The sequence below is a fragment of the Streptosporangium sp. G11 genome, assembly GCF_051192615.1.
Lineage (GTDB): Bacteria > Actinomycetota > Actinomycetes > Streptosporangiales > Streptosporangiaceae > Streptosporangium.
Window position 1 is genome coordinate 36,673 of the sequence record NZ_JBPJUQ010000037.1, and the last position, 17,708, is coordinate 54,380.

The following is a 17,708-nucleotide window of genomic DNA, read 5'->3' on the forward strand; positions in this document are numbered from 1 at the left end:
CCGTCGGCCCATTTTCCGTTGTTTTCATTGACCGGCCGGGGTCGCTTGATATCCCGGGGCCCGAAATAAATCGGATGAGCCGTCTTCCGCTGTCCGAAGGCCGTCGTCCGGGATCGTCGATGAGTTAAGGGGACGTGTGCGTACATCCAACATGTTCGTCAGGAGTCTCGGCGTCTATGTGCCTGACAGTGTGAGCGTCGAGCAGGCGGTTCGTGAGGGCTGGTACCCGGCCGAGGAGGCAGAGAAATTCCGGCAGATCGGCGCGGCGGTGGCCGGCGACATGCCCGCGCCCGAGATGGCGCGGCTCGCGGTCCTGGACGCGTACGACCGCTGGGGTGAGTCCTCCCCGCGTGATCTCGACCTTCTGCTCTACCCGTCGGTCTGGCACCAGGGCCCGAACGGCTGGCAGCCCCAGCACTACCTGCAGAAGCACCTCCTCGGCGGAAACGTGCCGGCGTTCGAGATCCGGAGCGGCTGCGTAGGGATGATCAGCTCGCTCGACCTGGCGGCGAGCTATCTGCAGGCCGACGCGGGCCGGGAGACGGCCATGGTCGTCTCCTCGGACAACCACGGCACCCCGCTGGTGGACCGCTGGCGGATGACCCCCGGGGCGCTGATCGGCGACGCCGCGGCCGCGCTCGTCCTCGGCAAGGAGTACGGCATGGCCGAGCTCCTGTCGGTGAACGCGACGGTGATCCCGGAGGCCGACGCGGTCAACGACGGCGCCTACCCCCTGTTCCCGCCGGACGCCACCGTCGGCAGGGGGCTGAGCTTCGGAGACCGGCACGAGGAGTTCCGCCAGCGGCTGCTCAAGGCCCAGGGAACCGGGATTCACCTGACGATCCAGAAAACGATGATGCAGCAGGTCGAACAGACCCTGGACGAGGCCGGGATCGGACTCGCCGACATCACGCGGGTGGCGTTGCCGCACGGCCGCCGCGAGGACCTGGAGGGGCAGATGTCCTGGCTGGGCATCGACGAGGATCAGACGACCTGGGACTACGGGAGGCGCGTGGGCCACTGCGGCGCGGTGGACCAGTTCATCGCCTTCGAGAATCTGGTCAAGACCGGCGGGCTCGTTGCCGGCGATCACCTGCTCATGGTCGGGTTCGGCTCGGGAACGTCCGTCGCCGCGGCGGCGTTCAGGATCCTCTCCACCTCTCCCGTCACGAGAGAGGCACGCGCATGACCGAGCTCACGCACACGCGCATGACCGAGCTCACGCGAAGGCTGGTCGACTTCATCCAGGAGAACCTCGTCCAGGACAGTGACGACATCAAGGTCGACGAGACGACCCCGCTCCTCGTGTCGGGTCTCCTGGACTCCCTGCGGACGGCGCGGCTGCTGAACTTCCTCCGGAGGGACATCGGCGTCCCGATCCCCGCCGCGAAGCTCGACCCCGAGAACTTCCGGGACGTCGTGACCATCGTGGCGATGGTCAGAGAACTCGAATCCGCTTAGCCGGGGCAAGGGCAGAGTCATGCAGTTGGCGGACACGTACATCAGCGGAGTGGGAGCCTTCCTCCCCCGGACCGTCGTCAGCGTCGAGAAAGCCGTCGCCAAAGGCTGGTACCCGGCCGAAGAGGCCGAGCTGCACAACCTGGCCGGGGCGGCGGTGGCCGGTGACCTACCGGCTCCGGAGATGGCCCTGCACGCGGCGCGGAGCGCGCTCAAGCGCAGCGGGCGGGCGCAGGCCGATTTGGATCTCCTCCTGTACGCCTCGACGTGGCACCAGGGGCCGGACGGCTGGCCCCCGCACTCCTACCTGCAGCGTCATCTCGTCGGCGGGGACGTCCTGGCCACCGAGATCCGGCAGGGCTGCAACGGGATGTTCATCGGCCTGGAACTCGCGGCCGGCTACCTGGACGCCGCTCCCGGCCGGCAGGCCGCCTTGCTGGTCTCCGCCGACAATTACGGCACCCCGTTGATGGACCGGTGGCGGATGGGCCCCGGCTACATCGGCGGGGACGCCGCCGGCGCGCTCGTGCTCACCAAGGGGACGGGTTTCGCGCGCCTGACGTCGGTCTGCACGACGACGGTGACCGAGGCCGAGGAACTGCACCGGGGCAGCGAACCCCTGTTCCCCCCGGGTGTCACGGTCGGGCGCCGGATGAGCTTCGCGGCCAGGAACGAGCAGTTCCGGCAGCAGGTCATGCCCAAGGGCGAGGCCACCGCGGCGCTGTTCAAGATCCAGCGGGCGATGGTGGAGGTCGTCGAGCGCGCGCTGGCCGAGAGCGGGATCGAGGCCGGGGCACTCGCCCGGGTGGCGTTCATGAACTACTCCGAAGAGATCGTCGAACAGCGGTGCATGGCCATGCTCGACCTGCCCATGTCCCGCTCGACCTGGGACTACGGCCGCACCATCGGCCACTGCGGGGCCAGCGACCAGGTCCTTTCCCTCGACCACCTGCTCATGACCGGGCAGCTGGGCCCCGGCGACCACATGCTGATGCTCGGCACCGGGCCGGGAGTGACCGTCTCCAGCGCCGTGATCAAGATCATCGACAATCCTCAGTGGGTCTGAACCGAAGGGAAACGAACGCAGATGGTCGACAGTCCGCGCGGAGTCCGGGTGGAACCAGTGGCGGTGATCGGGATCGGGTGCCGCCTTCCCGGTGACACCCGCTCACCGGACGAGTTCTGGGACCTGCTGTCCGCAGGCCGGAACACGACCCGGCCGCTGCCCGCCGAACGCTGGCGCCGGTACGAGAACCGGAGCCCCGAACACGCCGCCGCGCTGCGCGACGCCGTGCGTCACGGCAGCTTCCTGAGCGACATCGAGGGCTTCGACGCGGAGTTCTTCGGCCTGTCGCCCCGCGAGGCCGAGCTGATGGACCCGCAGCAGCGGATCCTGATGGAGACCGCGTGGGAGGCCCTGGAGAACGCCGGCCTGCCGCCGCACGAGCTGGCCGGCACCGACGCCGGGGTGTTCGTCGGGGTCTGCACCGGCGACTACGGAGGCCGCCTCCTGGAGGACCTGCCCGAGATCGAGGCGTGGACCGGGATCGGCGCCGCGACCTGCGCCGTCGCCAATCGCATCTCCTACTCCCTGGACCTGCGCGGACCCAGCATGGCGATCGACACCGCCTGCTCGGCGTCGCTGGTCGCGCTGCACCTGGCCGCGCAGAGCCTGCGGCTCGGCGAGAACGACGTCGCCCTCGCCGGCGGCGTCAACCTGCTGGTCACCCCGGGCCAGACCCTCACGCTCGGCACGGCCGGAGCCCTGGCTCCCGACGGGCGGTCCAAGTCGTTCGACGCGTCGGCCGACGGCTACGGACGCGGCGAGGGCTGCGGCGTGGTCGTGCTCAAGCGGCTGTCCGACGCGCAGCGCGACGGTGACCGGATCCTCGCGCTCGTCATCGGCAGCGCCGTGAACCAGGACGGGCACACCAACGGCATCATGGCGCCGTGCGGGGAGGCTCAGGAACACGTGATGATCCGGGCCTGCCGTCAGGCGGGCGTCGCGCCGTCCACCCTCGACTACATCGAAGCGCACGGCACCGGGACCCGGCTCGGTGACCCCCTCGAGGTGGGAGCGCTCTCATCCGTGTACGGCGCGGGGCGGCCCCCCGGCGACCCGTGCCTCATCGGCTCGGTCAAGTCCAACATCGGTCACCTCGAAGGCGCCGCGGGCATCACCGGCGTCATCAAGGCGGTGCTCGCCCTCGACCGCGGTGAGATCCCCCCGAGCGTGCTGACCACCCTGAACCCGGCCATCCCGTGGGAGACCTCGGGCCTGCACGTGGTGACCGAACGATCGGCCTGGCCGGAGCGCGACCACCCCCGCCGGGCGGGCGTCTCCAGCTTCGGGTACGGCGGAACGGTCGCGCACATCGTGCTCGAGCAGGCTCCTCCGGCCCAAGAGGCCCAAGAGGCCCAAGAGGCCCAGGAGGTGCCCCGGGGCCAGGGGGCGGGGGAGCGGCTGTTCCCGCTGTCGGCCGCGTCGGAGCAGGCTCTGCGGCAGTACGCGGGCAAGCTCGCCGATCACCTCGGGAAGGGGGTCGACCTGGCGTCGGCGGGGCACACCCTGGCACTCCGGCGCACCCATCTGGCCCGTCGCGCCGTCGTGGTCGGGGCGGACAGGGAAGAGCTGGCGGCCAACCTGCGCAGGCTCGCGGAGGACGTGCCGGCCGAGGCCGTCCTCACCGGTGACGTGCTGCCCGAGCTCGGTCCCGGGCCGGTCTGGGTCTTCTCCGGGCAGGGCTGCCAGTGGCGCGGGATGGGGCGGGAGCTGCTCGCCGTGCCGGAGTTCGCGTCCCTGGTCGACGAGGTGGAGCCGATCTTCGTCGAGGAGATCGGCTTCTCTCCCCGGCAGGTCCTGGCCGACGGCGATCTCGACACCATCGACCGCGTGCAAACCATGATCTTCGTGATGCAGCTGGGCCTCGCCAGGCTCTGGAACGCGTACGGGGTCGCTCCGAAGGCCGTCATCGGCCACTCCGTGGGCGAGATCGCGGCGGCGGTGACGGCCGGCGCGATGAGCGTCGCCGACGGCGCCCGTCTGATCTGCCGCCGCTCCCGGCTGCTGCGCCAGGCCGAGGGCAAGGGTGCCATGGTGATGGTCGACCTGTCCTTCGAGGAGGCGGAGCAGAGGCTGGCCGGCCGTACCGACCTGGTGGCCGCGATCTCGTCGGCACCCGGCTCCACCGTGCTGTCCGGCGACGTCGCCGCGGTCGAGGCGGTGGTGAACGAGTGGCCGGTCGAGGGCATCGTGGTGCGGCGGGTGGCGTCGGATGTCGCCTTCCACAGCCCGCACATGGATCCTCTGGCCGTCGAACTGGCCGCCGCCACGGCCGATCTCTCGTTCGGGGCGCCTCGCATCCCCATGTACACGACCGCGCTGGCGGACCCCCGGTCGACACCCGTCCTGGACGGCGCGTACTGGGCGGCGAACCTTCGGGACCCCGTGCGGCTGACCGCGGCGACGACGGCCGCGGCGCAGGACGGCTACCGCGTGTTCCTGGAGATCTCCCCCCACCCCGTGGTCGCGCACTCGGTGAGCGAGACGCTCTCGGAGAACGGGTTCGAGGACGTGTTCGTCGGCACGTCACTGCGCCGGAACCAGCCGGAGCCGCTGACCTTCCTCATCGCGCTGGGCACGGCGCACTGTCACGGCGTCGATGTGGACTGGAGCCGGCTGCAGCCGTCCGGCGGCCTGGCCGATCTGCCGCCGTACGCCTGGCAGCACCGCCGCCACTGGCGCGAGGCGTACGCCGGGGACGACAACCGAGGGCACGACGTGCACTCCCACACCCTGCTCGGAGCCGGGACCAGCCTCGCGGGCAGCCGGACCCGGATGTGGCGGACCAGCGTGGAGGACGCCAACCGGCCCTACCCGGGCAGCCACACCCTCAACGGGGTCGAGATCGTGCCCGCCGCCGTGCTGGTCAACACGTTCCTGCACGCGGCCGAGGACGAGGACGTCACGCTCACCGACGTGGAGATGATGCATCCGCTGATGACCGCGGAGCGCAGGCAGGTCCAGGTCGTGCACGAGCCTCCGGCGGTACGGCTCGCGGCCCGTACACCGGCCGGCCCCGACGAGCCCGAACCCGCCTGGCTGGTGCACGTCACCGCGGACGTGGCCGCTCCGGGCCAGGTGAAACCCGACGTGCTGCCGGACGCCGGCGCTCTCACCCGGATCGACCCCGGGTTCGTGCACAAGCGGCTGGCCACCGTCGGCGTACCCTCGACGGGCTTCGACTGGACGATCGAGACGCTGCTGAGCGGAGACGGCGTGCTGCGGGCCACGGTCCGCACCGAGGAACCGGGAGGCTGGGCGCCGGCGCTGGACGCGGTGATGTCCGTGGCGCCCTGCGTGTTCCCCGGCGATCCGGTGCTGCGCATGGTCGTGCACATCGACGAGGTGGTGCTGACCGGCACGCCACCCTCGACGGTGATCATCGACGCGGCCGTGGACCCGGCCGCCGACGACACCGTCCGGGCGCTCCTGGCCGACGTGGACGGCCGGGTGGTGGGACACCTCACGGGACTCCGCTATCCGGTGATCGACGCGCCCGCCCTGGCCGAGGAGGATCTCGGGGGGTCCGCGGAGTCGTTCGCCGGCGTGGCGCCCGAGGACCTGCGCGAGCGGGTCCTGCCCGAGATCCGCGCGGAGATCGCGGCCGTGATGAGGCTGGCCCCTGAGGACCTGGCGCCCCGGCGTCCCCTTGTCGAGCAGGGGCTGGACTCGGTGATGACCGTCATGGTCCGGCGGCGCCTGGAGAAGCGCTTCGGCCGCCGTCTCCCCGCGACCCTGCTGTGGCAGCAGCCCACCATCTCCGCGATCGCGGACCACCTGGCGAAGCTTCTCGCGGCTCCGAGACCGGACGCGGCGGCGGAGACCGTCCCCGAGACCATCCTCGCGATCGGGGGCTGAGGCCGCCGGCCGGGCGGCCCGAGGGGGCGATCCCCTCGGGCCGCCCGGCTGTGGCGTTCGGCTGTCGCGCCCGGGTGGTGACGGGTGTCCGATGAGGCCATCGCGAAGACGTGGTGCGCATGGCCCCGCGCTGTGGCCGGCTTCTGCCGCCGGGCGCGTCCGGAGGAGGCCGCGAACATGGCCGCCAGGATCAGGCGGTCACCGGTCCTGCGCCGGTCGCGTCAGGTAGTCGGCGAGAGCGCCGCGGCTGTGCTGGAGGTTGTCGATGCGCTCGTCCATGGTCGCCAGTTCCCCGTGCAGGATGTCCCACAGGTCCGCGCACCAGTCGAATTCCGGGCGCTCGCCCCGCGCGCACGGCAGCACGGAACGGATCACCTCGGTGGACAGGCCCGCCTTCAGCAGAGCACGCACCTGCCGCACGACGACCACGGAGTCTTCGCCGTAGTGGCGATAGCCGTTCGGGCCGCGTCCGACGTCAAGCAGCCCCTGCGCCTCGTAGTAGCGCAGCAACCTCGGGGGCACTCCGGTACGCCGGGACAACTCCCCGATCAGCATGTGATCTCCCGCACTTGAAGTTGACCTTTCCATTGGTGTGAAGCCTTAACGTCGCTTCATGAACGGACATTCCACCCCAGGTTGTCCGCTCGGTCATCGATGATTCCATTCGATTTCGTCCTGCCGGAGTGACGCATGTCCACTTTTGTTGTTCAACGTAACGGCCGCGCGGTGAGTGCCGAGGAGTTGGCGCCACTCGCCTTCTCGGGCTATGCCCACTTCACCGCCATGCAGGTGCGCGGAGGCCGGACACGGGGTCTCGACCTCCACCTGGAGCGGTTGCGGTCCGCCTCCATGGAGCTGTTCGATCGGGCATTGCCCGACGATCGGGTCCGGGCCTGTCTGCGGGCGGCACTGCGGGCAGGGCCGGACGACCTCTCGCTGACGGCCACCGTGTACTCCCCGGCGGGCGAGTTCACCGTGGCAGGGCCTGACGTGGAGCCCGAGCTGCTGGTACGCACCGGACCGGCCGCGTCCGGCCCGCAAGGACCGCTCGCGCTGGCGGTGGTCGAGTACGAACGGGTCCTTCCCGCCGTGAAGCACGTCGGAGAGGTGGCCAAGACGTACTTCCTCCGTCAGGCCGTCGGCCAGGGCTTCGATGACGCCGCCTTCGTCGACCGCCGGGCTCGGCTCAGCGAGGGATCGATCTGGAACCTGGCCTTCTGGGACGGCGCCGCGGTGGTGTGGCCCGAGGCCGAGATGCTGGGCGGCACCACGATGGCCGTCGTCCGCCGTCAGCTGGATCGCCTCGGTGTGCCCCAGCGCGTCCAGGAGGTCACGCTCGCCGACCTGCCGGCGCTGGCCGGGGCCGTGGTCATGAACTCGTGGACGCCGGGTGTGGCAGTACGTCGAATCGGCTCCGTGTCCTTGCCGGAAGCGCCGTCCTTCGTGTCGGTGCTGCACCGGGCCTATCAGGCCGAACCGCTCACCGCGCCGTGAGCGCGCCGGTCCTGCCGCGCCCACGGACCGCACCGCGAGAGCGGTCGCCCCCGGGAGCGTCCGCCATCGTCGCCGCCCTCGTTCGCCACCGGCGGCTTTTCGGAGATGGTCGAGGCGGACATCGCCGGCGAATCAGGTCATCCGGTGATGCGGGCGCTGTCGGCGAGCGCCGATTTCCGGGGTCGTCATGCCCGCCCCGACCGGTTTCCCTGCCCCTGGAGTTGAACCGAGGAAGTGCCGGCCCGAAGGCGAAAAGAGAAGAAGCTGAATATTACTCAACGTCTTGACGCCCCCAATGGCGCTCCTTAGCATTTTCCCACCGATATCGGAAAATGGCCGATCGATGACGAATCCCAATATGACACTCGAGCCGGGAGTTTAGTCGAGTGCCATATCGGCACGCGTCACGACGGCAACGCGGTGGGTGCGAAGGAGCGGGCTTGAACGAGCCATTCGGCCGTGGCGGGCACTGCCGGCGCGGCGGTCGACTCGCCAGGCCCATCACCCTCGCCCGGGCCGCACCCCGGTGACTCCCGGGAAGGCGCGCCAGGTTCTGCGCGGCCCCCGCCCGAGGCAGACCGCGATGACCGGTGGTGGCCGGAGGTGAACGACCTGAAGGTCTGCTTCTCGGGTTCCCGGTCGGGCCGGTGGCCCATAACGGTCGGTCAGAAGAATGTGCTGGAGTGGATCAGTCCGGACCTGCCGGGGCCGTCCGACATCCTGTCGACGATGGTGCGCGTGCCCCGGGGAAGCACCATGGACGAGGTCGGTGCGGCTCTGGGCGCGCTGATCGGTCGCCAGGAGGCGCTGCGGACCCTCCTGCGGGACGGTGAGCAGTTCGTGCACGCGTCGGGAACGCTCGTCGCCGAGGTGGTCGAGGCCACGGGCACCGACCAGGAGTGGTTCCCGCCTGCCCGGGGTTTCGATCCCGCCGTCGACTTTCCGATAAGGGCGAGCGTGGTGACCCGGTCGGGTTCTCCGTTCCTGGTCGTCCTGCACGTGTCGCACGTGGCGGCGGACCTGCTGGCGATGACGATTCTGCGCGCCGAACTCGCCGCCCTGCTGGCGGGCCGATCGCTTCCTCCCGCCACGTACCATCCCGCCGATCGTGCCACCTACGAACTCACCCCGGCCGGGCAGCGCAGGCTGGAGAGTTCGGTCAGGTACTGGGCCCGCCAGGTGGCAGAAAAGCCGTTGTGCGCGCTCGGCCTGCCCTTCCGTTTTCCCGGCGCCCGCGGCCATCATCACGTCCTGCTGGGCTCCCGGCCCGCCGCGGAGGCGGTGGCCCACGTCGTGGCGAACACGGGCGCGCGGCCGTCGGCGGTCGTGATGGCCGCGTTCGCGGCGCTCCTGACGAACTGGACCGGGGCCCCGGGATGCCAGCTGAACTGCCTGTGCAACAACCGTTTCTCCCCGGAGCTGCGCGACTACGTCGGCACGATGGCCCAGGAGACGACCATCCCGTTCACCGCGTCGCCTTCGTTCCTGCGGTCGGTCTCCCAGACGAACGCCGCGGCCCTGGCGGCCTACAAGTACGGCCGCTACGACCCGGCTCGGCTGGCCGAGGCGCAGGGCGAAGCGGAACGGGCCCGCGGCATGCGCTGTCACCGGGACGTGGTCGTCAACAACACGACCGGCCACTCGCGTGCGATCCTGCCGGAGGCCGGCGTGGAACCCGGCATGGGCGACCGCGTGTTCGACGCCCCCGCGGAGTTCGACATCTACCGGCTGGACGGCAAGCTCGGCTGCGGGCTCAGCCTCGATGCCCGCCTGGCCACCGCCGACGAGACCGCCGGCATTCTCGGCGGAGTGGAGCGGCTCATCGTCGCCGCCGCTGACGGCGACGTCGATCCGGCCGGCTTCGGCGTTCCCCCGGTGGAACGAGGGCCGGGCTGGGTACGTGCCCGCTCGTCCTGGGTCGACCTCGCCGGCGTCCAGGCCGTGGCGGACCTCGCCCTTGGCCTCGGCGTCGCGCGGATCGAGGTCGTCGGCGACGAGCTCATCGCCAGGGTCGGGCGCGACACCGACGTCTCCGCGGTGGCCAAGGCGGTGGTCGACGCGGTCCTGCGCGAAGAACGCCACGGCTTGGTCGCCCCCGGCGACTACGTGCGGGCCGTCGACTGTGGCGACGGTGTGGAGGTATGCGGCAGGTAGCGTGCAAACCCTCGTACGGATGAGGCATCGCCCTTACCGTCGCGAGGTATGCAGACAGTGGACGTGCTGGTCGTGGGTGCGGGCCTGGCCGGCCTGCGTACGGCCCGCCTGCTCGCGCGACGGGAACTGAACGTGATGGTGGTCGACCGTCGCAGGTCGCTGTCGGCGGGCATCCGCACGACAGGGATCTTCGTGCGCCGCACCCTCGACGACTTCGACGTGCCGGAGCACCTGCTCGGGCCGGGCATCCGGGACGTGCTGCTGTACCCGCCGTCGCGGCGGGCACCCATCCGGCTCACCAGCGACCGGGACGAGTACCGCGTGGCCGACATGGCGGCCGTCTACGAGCACGCGCACCGCGCGGCGGAATCAGCCGGGGCACGGGTCCTCCTGGGCGTACGGTATGTCGACGCGTCGATGGGTTTTGTGCGGTTCGCAGGTGCGGAACCGGTGACGGCCCGGTTCATCGTCGGCGCGGACGGCGCCCGCTCCCGAGTGGCCCGTGATCTCGGCCTCGATGTCAACCGGCGCTTCCTCGTCGGTGCCGAGATCGTCCACCCGATCGCGTCGGGCACGACCACCCCGGCGTTCCACTGCGTGCTGGACCCCCGGATCGCTCCGGGGTACCTGGGATGGGTCGTCGACGACGGCCGGCACGCGCACGTCGGCGTCGCGGGATATCCGAACGCGATGCGCACCGGCATCCGCCACCTGCTGGACGACTTCGCCGCGGACGCGCCCGGCGTTACACCGCCGGCCGGGCCGGTCGAGCGCCGAGGTGGTCCGATCCCGGTCGGCGGTGTGCTGCGACGGCTGGCGTGCCCCGCCGGACTGCTCGTCGGAGACGCGGCGGGCGCGGTGTCGCCGCTGACGGCCGGCGGGCTCGACCCTTGCCTGCGCATGTCCGAACTGGCCGCGGCGGTCACCGCCGGGTACCTGCGTACCGGCGACCGGCGCATGCTGAGCCGGTACGACGGGGACGCGTTGCGGACCCGGTTCCGAGGCCGGCTGCTGCTGCGCCGCGTGTTCGTCGGCATCCGATCCCCCGCCGCGGCGGAGGCGGCGGTGACCGTGCTGCGCGGTCGTGCCGGTCGTGCCATGGCGGCGCGGATCCTGTTCGGAGACGGCTCGTTTCCCGAGGTCGACCCACGGCTCGCGGACCTGGGGATCGACCACCCTTACCGGTGACGCCGGCCGGCGACGGCGCACCACGACGGCATCCTGCTCGGCGCGCCGTCGGCCACGCGGATGGCCGAACCGCCGTGCACGCCGACTCATCCGGGCAGCAGGCCGATCGCCGCCTTGGCCTGGCACACCTTCGCGCCGGCCAGCCCGCGGGCACGGCCGGCGCCGGCCCGCAGAACCGCCTGGACGTGCCGCGGGTCTTCGGCCAGTCGCAGGTAGCGGTCCCGGATGGGTGTGAGGGCGGCCACCACCGCGTCGGCGACCGTTTCCTTCAGTTCGCCGTACCGGTCGAACCGCCCGGCCAGCCGCTGCGGCTCGTCGCCGGTGCAGGCGGCCAGGATGGAGAGCAGGTTCGATATCCCCGGTTTGCGGTCCGGATCGTAGCTCACCACGCTGTCGGTGTCGGTGACCGCACGCATCACCTTGCGCCGCAGGACGTCCGGCTCGTCGAGCAGTCGCAGCACCCCCGCGGTCGAGGGGGCGGACTTGCTCATCTTGTCGGCAGGTGACGCCAGGTCCATGATGCGAGCGGCGACCGGCGGGTTGACCGCCCGGGGGATGGTGAAGGTGGGGCTGTATCGGGTGTTGAACCGCTGGGCGATGTCGCGGGCCAGCTCCACGTGCTGGCTCTGGTCCTCGCCGACCGGTACCTCGTCGGTGTCGTACAGCAGGATGTCGGCGGCCATCAGGATCGGGTAGGTCAGCAGCGATACCCGGACCCGGTTTTGACGGCCGGACTTCTCCTTGAACTGGATCATTCGCTGGGCCTCGCCGTACCCGGTGGTGCACTCCAGCAGGTAGTGCAGTTCGGTGTGCTCGGGTACGTGCGACTGGACCAGGAACAGGCACGCGTCGGGGTCGGCGCCCGCCGCCAGCAGGATGGTGGCGAATTCCAGTGTCCGCCGCCGCACCTCGGCCGGATCATGCTCCAGGGTCAGGGAGTGCAGGTCGGAGATGAACACCACCGTGTCCGTGGTGGCCTGCTCGGCGATTATCGGTGCGATCGCGCCGATGTAGTTGCCCAGATGCAGGTCGCCGGACGGGGTGAAGCCGGTGAGTCGTCGTGGCATCGGTTTGGCTCCCTCGGGATCGGGAGGCCGCCCTGGCCGGGCCACCGAGGTGCGAACACACGAAACGGCCGCCCGAACCGGGCGGCCGCGTTGTCGGTTACGCGGATGAACGGTGCCGCCCGTCAGGGGCGCCACCAACCAAGGAGCAAGAAGATCATCCGCACACTGTGACCCTATCATCCGACGGGCAAAGGACCGCAGGTGAGCCGGCGGTGATCCTTCGGCCCCGCCACTGGGAGTCGCGTCCTGAGATCGCCGTTACGGTCGGCTGTCGCGGTCATTTCGCGGGCCGGCGTGCCTGTCTCACCTCGCGGTCGATCGCCCAGGCGTCCGCCACCGGGCCCACGTGCCCGAGCTTGTCGGGGTTGATCACCGAGCGGATCGTCTGGATCCGCCCGTCGAGCACGTCGAGCGCCAGGATGTGGAGCACCTTGCCGTCCCGGTCGCGGAAGATCGCGCCGGGCTGGCCGTTGACCTCCTGCGGCTCGAACGTCACGTCGACCCGGACCATCTGGGGGAAGAGGACGGCAAGCAGCCGGGCGACGTTCTCGGCGCCGATGACGGCCCTGGCCAGCTGCGGGGCCTTGCCGCCACCGTCACCGACCATCGACACGTCGGCGGCGAGCAGTTCCCGCAGGCCGGCGACGTCGCCTTCGCGGAGGGCGTCGAAGAACCGCGACGCCAGTTCCTCCCGCTCCTTGCGGGCCGCTTCGAAGCGCGGCCTCCCGGTCTCCATGTGCCGCCGCGCCCGCACCAGCAGCTGCCGGCACGCAGCCTCCGACCGCCCCACCGCCGCGGCGACCTCGTCGAAGCCGAATCCGAACACCCCCCGCAGTACGAAGACAGCCCGTTCTAGCGGGCTGAGCCGCTCCAGCAGCAGCAGCGCCGCCATCGACACCGAGTCGGCCAGCTCCGCCGACCGTGCCGGATCCTCATAGGGGTCGGCGAGCAGCGGCTCGGGGAACCACGGGCCCACGTACTTCTCCCGCCGCACCCGCGCGGAGCGCAGCACATCGATCGAGATCCGCGTCACCGCGGCCGACAAGAAAGCCTTGGCCGACGTGGGCCGGGCCGCCAAGCCGTCATAGCGCAGCCATGTCTCCTGCACCGCGTCCTCGGCCTCACCCACACTGCCCAAAATCCGATAGGCGATCGAGAACAGCAGCGGCCGCAGCTCCTCGAACTCCTCGACCTCGCTCACGCCGAACCCCTTCCCCTCGAATCCCTCTCACCCGGTCGTACTCGCCGGCGCGGGAATCTTCTGGTGATCATCCGGGCTCCCGGCACGCCAGGGCAACGCCCCCGAGCCCGGGGCCCGCAGCCGGACCCCGGGCCAGTCGCCGATGCCGTTCAGTGGAACTGCCCGGGCACGTAGTCGCCGGCCGGCTGCCGGGTGATGATGTTCAGCCGGTTCGCCGCGTTCATGAAGGAGACCAGGATCACCAGGGCGGCGAGCTGCTCCTCGTCGTAGTGCCGGGCCGCGTACGCCCACACCTCGTCGTCGACCCCACCGGCCGCGTCCGCGACCCGGGTCCCCTCCTCCGCCAGCCTCAGCGCGGCACGCTCGGCCTCGGTGAAGACCGTGGCCTCCCGCCACGCCGCGACCAGGTTCAGCCGCGCCGAGGTCTCGCCGGCGGCGGCGGCCTCCTTGGTGTGCATGTCGATGCAGACGGCGCAGCCGTTGATCTGACTTACGCGAAGCGCCACCAGCTCCTGCGTGGCGGCCGGCAGCGACGAGTCCTTGAGCGCCTTGCCCGCCGACATGAAGTGCTTGAGGATCTTGCCGGCGGTCGGGTTGGTGAAGTAGTCCAGTCGCGCGTCCATGGTGTGCTCCTTGGTGGTCGTTGATGGCTACCCCCTGAGACGGGGTAGCCCGACCCCCTGTGACATAGACGAATGTGACCTGCGTCTCCCGGCCGCCGAGCCCGGCCGGTTCGGCGTCGATCCGCTGGGCGCGCTCGCGCAGCCTCGCAGCCTCGTCGTCTCGTCGCGAGCTCAGGTCACCCTCCGCTGGGCCTGGGGAGGCGATCGGTGGCCACCCGACCTCGACGGCGGCGGCCTTGGCGTCGAGCTCGCCGCGTCCGGCCCGGCCGCCGCATCGTGATCACCTGCGGTGGGCGGCCGGTCCCGGCGATCTCTGGGGAGCGCGGAAGACCTTGTTCTTTCAGTGGACGGGTCGCTGTGGCCACAACGGGCCACTCACTCTCCGGGCGCATGCCGGTGGCCGCCTCGATGAAGGCGAACGCCGCGCTGCGAGGGGGCGTACCACGGTCCAGGAGAGTCCGTGCTCCAGTCACCGATGCCGCTCGAAGAGACTGCGGTGGTGGTCGATCACATGATCATTGTGGTGGAAGCCGGAGACGGATCACTCACGGTTCCCCGGTGTGGTCGTGAGCGGTCTGACGGTTGCGCCGGATCGCCCGCGCCGCGGGCAGCAGTGCCACGAGGAGGAACAGCGCGAGCAGCGTGCCGGAGATCGGGCGGGAAAGGAAGCCGGCCGGATTCCCGTCGAAGAGCAGTAGCGAGCGGCGGAGCGAGGTCTCGAGCAGCGATCCCAGCACGAACGCCAGCACGAGCGGGCCGGGATCGAAGCCGAGCTTCTTCATCAGGTAGCCGATGACGCCGAAGAAGATCACCAGGCCGATGTCGAAGACGCTGTTGTTCACCGTGTAGGCACCGATGAGCGTGATGAGCGTGGTGATCGGCGCGAGGATCGCCGGGCGTACCCGCAGGATGCGCACGAACAGTCCGACGAGCGGAATGCTCATGATCAACAGAAGGACGTTCCCGATGTACATCGAGTTGACGACACCCCAGAACAGCTCCGGATTCTCGGTGACGAGCTGGGGCCCGGGAGTGATGCCCTGGATCAGCAGGGCGCCGAAGATGACCGCCATGGTGGCGTTGGCGGGGATGCCCAGAGACAGCAGTGGGATGAACGACGACGTGGCGGCGGCGTTGTTCGCGGTCTCGGGTGCGGCCACGCCCTCGACCGCGCCGCGGCCGAAGCGTTCGGGGTGGCGGGAACGCCGCTTCTCCAGGGCGTAGGCGGCGAGCGAGGCCAGCACCGCCCCGCCGCCGGGCAGGATGCCGAGGACGAAGCCGAGCACGCCTCCTCGGCCGATCGCGCCGGCGGACTGGCGTAGGTCGGCGCGGTTCGGCCACACGTTGGCGACGGTGGCCGGTGCCTGGACGGCGCGGTGGCGCTCTTCGAGGTTGTAGAGGATCTCTCCGAGGCCGAAGAGTCCCATCGCGATGGGCACGAAGTTCAGCCCGTCGGCGAGTGACAGGCTGTCGAACGTGAACCGCTCGGCGCTGATGAAGTCGTCCCGCCCGACGGTCGCCAGCAACAGGCCCACGGCGGCGGCGATGAGGGCCTTGAGCATCCCGCCGTTGGAGACGGTGGCCACGAGCAGGATGCCGAGCAGGGCCAGCACCGTGTACTCCGGCGGGCCGAAGTCCAGCGCGAACCCGGCGACGACCGGCGCGACCAGGCTCAGCGCGACGACGGAGACCGTTCCCCCGACGAACGAGCCGATCGCGGCGATTCCCAGCGCCGTGCCCGCCCTGCCCTGGCGGGCGAGCGCGTGGCCGTCGAAGACGGTGACGACCGAGGACGCCTCGCCGGGCAGGCGAAGCAACACGGAGGTGATGGTGCCGCCGTACTGCGCGCCGTAGAAGATGCCGGCCAGCATGATGATCGCGGTGACGGGCTCCAGGCCCAGGGTGATCGGGAGCAGGATGGCGATGGTCGCGGCCGGTCCCAGGCCGGGCAGGACACCGATCAGCATGCCGATGACCACGCCGACGAGGCAGTACAGCAGGTTCGCCGGTTCGAGGACGACGGCGAAGCCGTCGAGCACCGGGGACACGTCCAACGGGTTCTCCTGCGATCAGAACAGATGGGGGATGGTGACCTGGAGCGCGCCGACGAACAGCAGATAGAACACGATCGTGATGGCGAGGCTCATGACGATGGAGGTCCGCCAGCCTTCCCGTCCGAGGAAGCGCAGCCAGAAGAAGGCCAGCAGCGCCGTCGGGATCTCGAAGCCGATGACGCCGATGACCGCGACGAAGAGGACCATGCTGCCGACGGCCGCGAGAACGAGGAGCGCGGTGCGGGTGAACCGTTCCGCGTCGGTGGTTCGCCGGCCGCGGACGGCCAGGACGACGCCGAGAACGACAAGCGTCGCGCTCACGATGGCGGGCCAGGTGCCGGGCCCGGGGCTGGAGGGACTCCCCACCCCCAGGCTCAGCGAGCCCGCGAGCGCCGCACCACCGAGGCACATGACGACGACGGCCGTGACGAGGTTGGTCAGCGGGCCGGCCGCCGGTGGCCTCATCTCGTCGGGCGATTCGCCGGTGGCCGTCCGGTCCTCGGTGGGCATGCTCATGACTTACCGCTCAGATCGATCTTGTACTGTTCGACGAGCCCGCGATACGTCTGCAGGGACCCGGTCCACTGCCGCAGCAGGGTGGCCCCGTCGACCTCGTTCGGGGTGAGCAGCCGCTGGGCGTTGAAGTCCTTGTACGCCTGCGCCGCGAAGGCCTTCTGGAACGCCGCCCGAAGACGGTCGACGACGTCCTTGGGCGTGCCCTTGGGGGCCACGACGGCGCGCGACTGCTGCACCGGAACGTTGTAGCCGGCCTCGACCGCCGTCGGGGTGTCCGGCATGTACGAGGGTCGCTTCTCCGCGAAGGTGACGAGAGGGACGACCTTGCCGGCCTTGATCTGCGGCTGGGCCTCACCGAGCTGCACCGAGGCGACGTCGACCTGGCCGCCCATGACGGCGGTCAGCGCGGGCGCGCCACCGTTGAAGGGCACCGCGGTGGCGCTGACCTCGGTCTGGGAGAACAGCAGCGCCTGACTGAGCTGACTGCCCGTGCCGACGCCGGTCGTGGCGTACTTGATCTCCCGCTTGGCGTCGACGATGTCCTTGACCGTCTTGAATCCCGTTTTGGGGCTGGCGACGAGGACGTAGTCGTCCTGGGACAGGCCGGTGACGACCTCGTAGTTCTTGATGTCGACGACCTCGCCGGACGCGACGGCCAGCGGGGTGATGTAGGCCAGGGAGCCCACGAAAAGCATGATCGTGTAGCCGTCCGGTTTCGCGCCGGCCAGCTCCTTGGCGGCGACGGCACCGTTGGCGCCGGGCTTGTTCAGCACGGTGATCGGCTGCTTGAGGTCGGCACCCGCCGGGTCGGCGGCCGCGCGGGCGATGAGGTCGGTGCTACCGCCGGCGTCCTGTCCGACGAGCAGGCTGATCGCTCGCTGCGGATAGGAGGCAGCGGCCTCGGATCCCTGATCCCCAAGGTTGCCGCCGCAGCCGGCCAGCAAGATGACGGCGGCGAACGTGGCGGCCGTCGCCACGCGGCGCGGCACCCGAAGCCTGCTTTGCATGAGAGTCTCCTCAAACGCGGGGGGG

General features: G+C 70.5%; 15 protein-coding genes. 8 read left to right on the top strand and 7 right to left on the bottom strand.

Features of this window, described 5'->3' with window-relative positions; translation table 11 throughout:
- The first annotated feature begins 136 nt into the window (after nucleotides 1–136).
- Genes ACSDR0_RS29035 through ACSDR0_RS29050 form a run of 4 tightly spaced genes read left to right on the top strand, consistent with a single transcriptional unit; the run spans nucleotide 137 to nucleotide 6,379 of the window.
- Complete coding sequence (locus tag ACSDR0_RS29035) at nucleotides 137–1,189, top strand: ketoacyl-ACP synthase III family protein (RefSeq protein ID WP_435292074.1); 1,053 nt, start codon at nucleotides 137–139, stop codon at nucleotides 1,187–1,189.
- Entirely contained in the window at nucleotides 1,186–1,461 is a 276-nt protein-coding gene (locus tag ACSDR0_RS29040) for an acyl carrier protein (protein WP_435292075.1), read from the top strand. The genes ACSDR0_RS29035 and ACSDR0_RS29040 overlap by 4 nt, the downstream gene beginning before the upstream one ends.
- 19 nt (nucleotides 1,462–1,480) lie before the next feature.
- Nucleotides 1,481–2,524, top strand: coding sequence for a ketoacyl-ACP synthase III family protein (locus ACSDR0_RS29045; RefSeq protein ID WP_435292076.1), 1,044 nt, complete (start codon nucleotides 1,481–1,483; stop codon nucleotides 2,522–2,524).
- A gap of 48 nt (nucleotides 2,525–2,572) precedes the next feature.
- The gene (locus tag ACSDR0_RS29050; protein ID WP_435292077.1) at nucleotides 2,573–6,379 is read left to right on the top strand and encodes a type I polyketide synthase; all 3,807 of its coding nucleotides are present in this window, start codon (nucleotides 2,573–2,575) and stop codon (nucleotides 6,377–6,379) included.
- A gap of 198 nt (nucleotides 6,380–6,577) precedes the next feature.
- Here the strand turns inward: ACSDR0_RS29050 and ACSDR0_RS29055 are convergent, their stop codons facing one another.
- Complete coding sequence (locus ACSDR0_RS29055) at nucleotides 6,578–6,934, bottom strand: MerR family transcriptional regulator (protein ID WP_435292078.1); 357 nt, start codon at nucleotides 6,932–6,934, stop codon at nucleotides 6,578–6,580.
- A 135-nt stretch (nucleotides 6,935–7,069) separates the two neighbouring features.
- Here ACSDR0_RS29055 and ACSDR0_RS29060 point away from each other — a divergent pair, with 135 nt between their 5' ends.
- From ACSDR0_RS29060 to ACSDR0_RS29070, 3 genes are all read left to right on the top strand, one after another.
- Nucleotides 7,070–7,873: an aminotransferase class IV family protein gene (locus tag ACSDR0_RS29060; RefSeq protein ID WP_435292079.1), complete on the top strand. Its 804-nt coding sequence runs from the start codon at nucleotides 7,070–7,072 to the stop codon at nucleotides 7,871–7,873.
- Between the two features lie 603 nt (nucleotides 7,874–8,476).
- Nucleotides 8,477–10,027 carry a condensation domain-containing protein gene (locus ACSDR0_RS29065; protein ID WP_435292080.1) on the top strand — a complete coding sequence of 517 codons (1,551 nt, stop codon included), beginning with the start codon at nucleotides 8,477–8,479 and terminating at the stop codon, nucleotides 10,025–10,027.
- Between the two features lie 48 nt (nucleotides 10,028–10,075).
- Entirely contained in the window at nucleotides 10,076–11,215 is a 1,140-nt protein-coding gene (locus ACSDR0_RS29070) for an NAD(P)/FAD-dependent oxidoreductase (RefSeq protein WP_435292081.1), read from the top strand.
- A gap of 86 nt (nucleotides 11,216–11,301) precedes the next feature.
- Here ACSDR0_RS29070 and trpS read toward each other — a convergent pair whose 3' ends face one another.
- The 3 genes from trpS to ACSDR0_RS29085 all read right to left on the bottom strand — a co-directional run bounded on the left by trpS (nucleotide 11,302) and on the right by ACSDR0_RS29085 (nucleotide 14,106).
- On the bottom strand, nucleotides 11,302–12,282 hold the full coding sequence (gene trpS / locus ACSDR0_RS29075) for a tryptophan--tRNA ligase (protein WP_435292082.1): 981 nt from the start codon (nucleotides 12,280–12,282) through the stop codon (nucleotides 11,302–11,304).
- A 277-nt stretch (nucleotides 12,283–12,559) separates the two neighbouring features.
- The gene (locus ACSDR0_RS29080; RefSeq protein ID WP_435292083.1) at nucleotides 12,560–13,483 is read right to left on the bottom strand and encodes an RNA polymerase sigma-70 factor; all 924 of its coding nucleotides are present in this window, start codon (nucleotides 13,481–13,483) and stop codon (nucleotides 12,560–12,562) included.
- Between the two features lie 149 nt (nucleotides 13,484–13,632).
- A complete protein-coding gene (locus ACSDR0_RS29085) occupies nucleotides 13,633–14,106 on the bottom strand; it encodes a carboxymuconolactone decarboxylase family protein (RefSeq protein ID WP_435292084.1) in 474 nt (157 codons plus the stop codon).
- 10 nt (nucleotides 14,107–14,116) lie between these two features.
- On the opposite strand from ACSDR0_RS29085, the gene ACSDR0_RS29090 reads away from it, so the two are divergent.
- The gene (locus ACSDR0_RS29090) at nucleotides 14,117–14,386 is read left to right on the top strand and encodes a hypothetical protein (RefSeq protein WP_435292085.1); all 270 of its coding nucleotides are present in this window, start codon (nucleotides 14,117–14,119) and stop codon (nucleotides 14,384–14,386) included.
- Between the two features lie 265 nt (nucleotides 14,387–14,651).
- Here the strand turns inward: ACSDR0_RS29090 and ACSDR0_RS29095 are convergent, their stop codons facing one another.
- From ACSDR0_RS29095 to ACSDR0_RS29105, 3 genes are read right to left on the bottom strand one after another with little or no spacing between them, the layout of a single operon-like run.
- Nucleotides 14,652–16,160: a tripartite tricarboxylate transporter permease gene (locus ACSDR0_RS29095; RefSeq protein ID WP_435292086.1), complete on the bottom strand. Its 1,509-nt coding sequence runs from the start codon at nucleotides 16,158–16,160 to the stop codon at nucleotides 14,652–14,654.
- 15 nt (nucleotides 16,161–16,175) lie between these two features.
- Nucleotides 16,176–16,670 (bottom strand): tripartite tricarboxylate transporter TctB family protein, encoded by a 495-nt coding sequence (locus ACSDR0_RS29100; RefSeq protein WP_435292087.1) that lies wholly within the window; start codon nucleotides 16,668–16,670, stop codon nucleotides 16,176–16,178.
- Between the two features lie 2 nt (nucleotides 16,671–16,672).
- A complete protein-coding gene (locus ACSDR0_RS29105) occupies nucleotides 16,673–17,683 on the bottom strand; it encodes a tripartite tricarboxylate transporter substrate binding protein (RefSeq protein WP_435292088.1) in 1,011 nt (336 codons plus the stop codon).
- Nucleotides 17,684–17,708 lie beyond the last annotated feature (25 nt).

Excerpts from the sequence above, each read along its gene's own strand:
- trpS (WP_435292082.1), bottom strand. The coding sequence starts at position 12,282 with ATGCCACGACGACTCACCGGCTTCACCCCGTCCGGCGACCTGCATCTG.
- ACSDR0_RS29085 (WP_435292084.1), bottom strand. The coding sequence starts at position 14,106 with ATGGACGCGCGACTGGACTACTTCACCAACCCGACCGCCGGCAAGATC.
- ACSDR0_RS29055 (WP_435292078.1), bottom strand. The coding sequence starts at position 6,934 with ATGCTGATCGGGGAGTTGTCCCGGCGTACCGGAGTGCCCCCGAGGTTG.
- ACSDR0_RS29040 (WP_435292075.1), top strand. The coding sequence starts at position 1,186 with ATGACCGAGCTCACGCACACGCGCATGACCGAGCTCACGCGAAGGCTG.
- ACSDR0_RS29105 (WP_435292088.1), bottom strand. The coding sequence starts at position 17,683 with ATGCAAAGCAGGCTTCGGGTGCCGCGCCGCGTGGCGACGGCCGCCACG.
- ACSDR0_RS29070 (WP_435292081.1), top strand. The coding sequence starts at position 10,076 with ATGCAGACAGTGGACGTGCTGGTCGTGGGTGCGGGCCTGGCCGGCCTG.
- ACSDR0_RS29045 (WP_435292076.1), top strand. The coding sequence starts at position 1,481 with ATGCAGTTGGCGGACACGTACATCAGCGGAGTGGGAGCCTTCCTCCCC.
- ACSDR0_RS29100 (WP_435292087.1), bottom strand. The coding sequence starts at position 16,670 with ATGCCCACCGAGGACCGGACGGCCACCGGCGAATCGCCCGACGAGATG.
- ACSDR0_RS29060 (WP_435292079.1), top strand. The coding sequence starts at position 7,070 with ATGTCCACTTTTGTTGTTCAACGTAACGGCCGCGCGGTGAGTGCCGAG.